This window comes from Actinomadura sp. SCN-SB (assembly GCF_043906805.1).
Taxonomy (GTDB): Bacteria; Actinomycetota; Actinomycetes; order Streptosporangiales; family Streptosporangiaceae; genus Spirillospora.
Genome location: NZ_JBIMPP010000135.1, coordinates 1 through 4,820, shown reverse-complemented (window position 1 = coordinate 4,820; position 4,820 = coordinate 1). Strand labels below are relative to the sequence as shown.

The following is a 4,820-nucleotide window of genomic DNA, read 5'->3' as shown; positions in this document are numbered from 1 at the left end:
CGGCGCGCCGCCTTCACCTACGCGCCACGGGCTGCAACGGGGCGCGGCCCCGCCACATTCCGCAACGAGGTCAGGCTTCGGTGATCAACCGGCGCAGGGCGGTGCTGGGGGTGTGGGGGGTCGCCCCCCACAATGAAAAGACACCGTCGCGAGCCGCCAGGCGAGTGGCGGGGGCCGGTGGCCCCGCACCGGGGGGTGTGGGGGGTCGCCCCCACATATGTCACAGCTAGAAGCCTCCGAAGTCTCCGCCTCCGAAGTCGCCGGAGCCGAAGTCCCAGCCGCCTCCTATGTCGCCGCCGTCGCCGGTGAAGCCGCTCATGTCGCCGGCGCCGTAGCCGCCGCCGAGGCCGCCGCCCAGCATGGAGCCGATCCAGGTGCCGATGAACAGGCCGCTGATGAGGTCCATGCCTCCGTAGGAGTTGTAGTAGCCGCCCGCGTAGGGCGCGTACGCCGGGCCCGCGTCGTAGTAGGGGCGGCGTCCGTCGCCGTACGGGACCATGCGGACATCGGGGTTCTGGCCCTTGAGGACGGCTTGGGCGTCCATTTCGCAGGCTGGGACGGAGCGTACGGTGCCGCCTGGGGGCGCCCAGGAGACGTCTTGGACGGACGGGCCGTGCTGGGGGTTGAAGAAGCACGGTGCGCGCCGTTCGGGGACCGGTTCGCCCGCCAGGCGCGCGCGGGTGGCGGTCATGTGGTAGCGGCCGTCTTCCAGGGCGGCGGTGACCTTCTCCATGTCGGCGGGCTTGGCGGCCTTTTCGGTGGCGGCCTTGGCCTCGTCGTAGGAGTTCATCGCCCGTTCGTAGTCGCGGCGGGCGTCGGGGTCGAGGTCGGGGTCCATGACGTTGAGGTCGAGCGCGGCGATGTCCTCGCCGAGCAGGGTCACGTCCTCTTCGACGCCCTTCTTGAGCTCGGCCATGCGCTGCGCCTCGCGTTCGCGGCGGCGGCGTCCGGCGACCAGGAAGGCGCCGAACACGCCCGCGGCGATCAGGACGAGCACGCCGACGGTGACGAAGCCGCCGATCATGCTGGATCGGGCGTTGGCCTCGGCCTGGCGTTCGGCCTGGTCGGCGAAGGCGGTCAGCCTGGCCTGGACGTCGCCGCTGCCCGGGGCGGACCTGGCGATCACCTGGTTGATCTCGCGGCTGTCGAGGTCGTCGGAGATCGCGGCCATCTTGGTGCCGTCCGCGGTGATGGCGACGTAGGTGTCGCCCTTGCCGACGCGTTCCTTGACGGATTCCAGCATGGGGCCGACCTGTTGCCGGGTGACGTCGTTGCGGACCACGACGGCGCGGATGTCGGCCTCGTCCTGCCGGTCGAGGGCGGACCGTACGGCGTTCTCGTCGAAGGACGTCTGCTGGCGTGCGTCCTGTGTGACGTACAGCCGGGAGGTGGTGAGGGCGTTGGCGATGACGGAGACGTCGTCCGCCCGCGCGGGGGCGGCGAAGCCGAACAGCGCGAGCATGGCGGCGGCAGCGGCCAGCGCCATCGCGCCACGGCGCAGGATCCGTCGCGGCCGGGTTTCGGTGCTCATGGTTGCAGTCTGCCTCCTCACCAGGTAGACGAGCAGGCGCGACGGTACGTTCCGTCGTTCAACCACCTACCCGGATATACCTGGCGGAAAGGGCAGAAGCCACTCAATCTGGCAAAACAGCCAGGTCAGTCCTTGATCTCGCAGATCACCGCGCCGTTGGAGACGGTCTGGCCCACCTCGGCGGCCAGGCCCGTCACCGTGCCGTCCTTGTGCGCGTTCAGCGGCTGCTCCATCTTCATGGCCTCCAGGACCACGATGGGGTCGCCCGCCGACACCCGCGCGCCCTCCTCGGCCACCAGCTTGACGATCGTGCCCTGCATGGGGCTGACCAGGGCGTCCCCGGACGCCTGGCTCTTGGCGCCCTTCTTGCCCGCGCGCCGCTTGGCCGGTGCGGACCCGGAGCCGCCGGACGGCGCGGCGCCGAGCCCTGAGGGCAGCACGACCTCGATGCGCTTGCCGCCGACCTCCACGGTCACCCGCTCGCGCCGGCGCGCGTCCTCGTCCGGCTCCGCCAAGGGGCCCTCGTACGGGGGGATCGTGTTGTCGAACTCGGTTTCGATCCACCGGGTGTGCACGGTGAACGGCTCCGACTCGTCCGCCGGGACGAACGCCGGGTCGTCCAGCACGGCCCGGTGGAACGGCAGCACCGTCGGCATCCCCTCGACCAGGAACTCGGCCAGGGCGCGGCGGGAGCGCTCCACCGCCTGCCGGCGGGTCGCGCCGGTCACGATCAGCTTGGCGATCATCGAGTCGAACTGCTGCGGGATGGTCTGGCCTTCTTCACAGCCCGCGTCCAGGCGCACGCCCGGACCGGACGGCGGCCGCCAGGCGGTCAGCGTGCCCACGGACGGCAGGAAGCCGCGCCCGGCGTCCTCGGCGTTGATCCGGAACTCGATCGAGTGGCCGCGCAGCGGCGGGTCGTCGTAGCCCAGCTCCTCGCCGTCGGCGATCCGGAACATCTCCCGCACCAGATCGATGCCCGTGACCTCCTCGGTGACCGGGTGCTCGACCTGCAACCGGGTGTTGACCTCCAGGAACGAGATCGTCCCGTCCTGGCCGACCAGGAACTCGCACGTCCCGGCGCCCACGTACCCGGCCTCCCTGAGGATGGCCTTGGACGAGTCGTAGAGCAGGGCCACCTGCTCGTCGGACAGGAACGGCGCGGGGGCCTCCTCGATCAGCTTCTGGTGCCTGCGCTGGAGGGAGCAGTCGCGGGTGGAGACGACGACCACGTTGCCGTGCTTGTCGGCCAGGCACTGGGTCTCCACGTGCCGTGGACGGTCCAGGTAGCGCTCGACGAAGCACTCACCGCGCCCGAACGCCGCCACGGCCTCGCGTACCGCCGACTCGTACAGGTCCTCGACCTCGTCCAGGCTGCGCGCGACCTTCAGCCCGCGCCCGCCGCCGCCGAACGCCGCCTTGATCGCGATCGGCAGCCCGTGCTCCTCGGCGAACGCCACGACCTCGGCCGCGCCGGACACCGGGTCCTTGGTGCCGGCCACCAGCGGCGCGCCGACCTTCTGCGCGATATGCCTGGCCCGTACCTTGTCGCCCAGCGCGGTGATCGCGGCAGCGGGCGGGCCGATCCAGGTCAGCCCGGCGGCCTCGACGGCCTCGGCGAAGGCCGCGTTCTCGGCGAGGAAGCCGTATCCGGGGTGGACGGCGTCCGCTCCCGCCGCCACCGCCACCTTCACGATCTTGTCGATGTTCAGATAGCTGTCGGCGGCGGTCTGGCCGCCCAGGGCGTGAGCCTCGTCGGCAACCCGAACGTGCGGCGCGTCCAGATCGGGCTCGGCGTACACCGCGACGCTGGCGATCCCCGCGTCGCGGCAGGCACGGGCTATGCGGACCGCGATCTCACCGCGGTTGGCGATCAGGACCTTGCGCACGTGGTCTCCTCCCTCAACCTTGCACGCGCAGTCTAGATAACCGCCTTCTCCCGAATTCGTAAGGGGGCGCTTCGCGGACACGTCCGTAGGCACGGCGCCTGGGGGAGGGGCCAGGACAGCACGAAAGCAGGCCCCCTCGGGACCTGCCTTCGCGTGTGGCTTGGATGTGGTCGTCCGCCGGTCAGCGGCCGTAGCGCTTGTTGAACCTCTCGACCGCTCCGGTCGTGTCCAGGACGCGGCCCCTGCCGGTGTAGAACGGGTGGCTGGCCGACGACACGTCCACGTCGATGACGGGATAGGTCTGGCCGTCCTCCCACTCGATCGTCTGGTCGCTGGAAGCCGTCGACCGGGTCAGGAACGCGTAGCCGGCGCTCCGGTCACGGAAGACGACGGCCCGGTACTCCGGGTGGATGTTCTTCTTCATGGGACCTCCCACTCGCGTGCAACACGGTGATAATCATTTCCATTCCGGCGCCCCGCCCGGCCCGGTGTATCTTCCCGGTGGATCTCGCCGACGACCGGGAGCCGGATGGACGTCAAGCGACTGGGCCTGGTGCTGGCCCTCGCAGCCCTCGCCGGGCTGTGCCCGTCCACGCAGCCGTTGCGGGCGTCCACCGTGGACCGGGAGACCGAGCGCCAGCTCACCGTGGCCGCGTCCACCCTCGTGCGGCTCCGCTCCCAGGCCCTCGTCCCCAAGTCCAGGAACGAGCGCCGGCGCCGTATGCCGCCCGAAGTCCTCGGGGTCGCCATCTCCCCGAACCTGGCCCGCGCGCAGGAACGCGCCCTGCGCGAGCTGGAGAACCGCAACCGCGCCCCGGTCGAGGGCGGGCCCGCCTTTACAGGTGCCCGTACCCGGCTCGAACCCGCCCGTACCATCCGCACCGGCGACCGCATCACGCTTGAGGCCATCGAGCACACCGAGGTCCGCTACGGCGGCGGCAAGGTGACCCAGTCGATCCGCCGCCGCTTCGAGTTCATGACCAGGGGCGACCGCATCACCCTGCTGGACGAGCAGGTCGTCGACCGCGGCACCCACCCCATCAACGACCCGGGTCCCTTCCCGGCCGGCTCCCGCTGACGGCCCGCGCCGCTTTCCGCTCGAAGGAAATCGTCAATGCCGCCATGCCGGCATAGCGACCCGCCTGACCTGCGAATTTCTTGACGCGGCGTAATGGTGGCCGTCAGCCCGCACGGTCGCGAGAGCGAAGGACGGCGGTCTTACGAGGTCAAGCCCGACGCCTGGCCGCCTCCGGCCAGGCGTGTTCCTCGCATTAGGGCAGAAATTCTCGTCCGACCTTCAACATACGGGTGGATTATCGTGATCCCCGAGTCGTAGGCTGTCGGCATTACGCGCAAAGGATCGGCAGGGCCTGGGACGTTCCGGCGACGAAAGGGCCGAG

The 4,820-nt window shown here is 70.5% G+C and carries 4 protein-coding genes; 1 reads left to right on the top strand and 3 read right to left on the bottom strand.

The window, feature by feature from the left end:
* Positions 1-226: 226 nt before the first annotated feature.
* From ACGWYJ_RS38530 to ACGWYJ_RS38520, 3 genes are all read right to left on the bottom strand, one after another.
* Positions 227-1,531, bottom strand: coding sequence for a hypothetical protein (locus tag ACGWYJ_RS38530; RefSeq protein WP_395111618.1), 1,305 nt, complete (start codon positions 1,529-1,531; stop codon positions 227-229).
* A 125-nt stretch (positions 1,532-1,656) separates the two neighbouring features.
* Positions 1,657-3,420, bottom strand: a complete 1,764-nt coding sequence (locus ACGWYJ_RS38525; protein WP_395111616.1) for an acetyl/propionyl/methylcrotonyl-CoA carboxylase subunit alpha — start codon at positions 3,418-3,420, stop codon at positions 1,657-1,659.
* 181 nt (positions 3,421-3,601) lie between these two features.
* Entirely contained in the window at positions 3,602-3,844 is a 243-nt protein-coding gene (locus ACGWYJ_RS38520; RefSeq protein WP_395111614.1) for a type B 50S ribosomal protein L31, read from the bottom strand.
* Positions 3,845-3,949: 105 nt separating this feature from the next.
* Here ACGWYJ_RS38520 and ACGWYJ_RS38515 point away from each other — a divergent pair, with 105 nt between their 5' ends.
* Positions 3,950-4,498, top strand: a complete 549-nt coding sequence (locus ACGWYJ_RS38515) for a hypothetical protein (protein WP_395111612.1) — start codon at positions 3,950-3,952, stop codon at positions 4,496-4,498.
* Positions 4,499-4,820 lie beyond the last annotated feature (322 nt).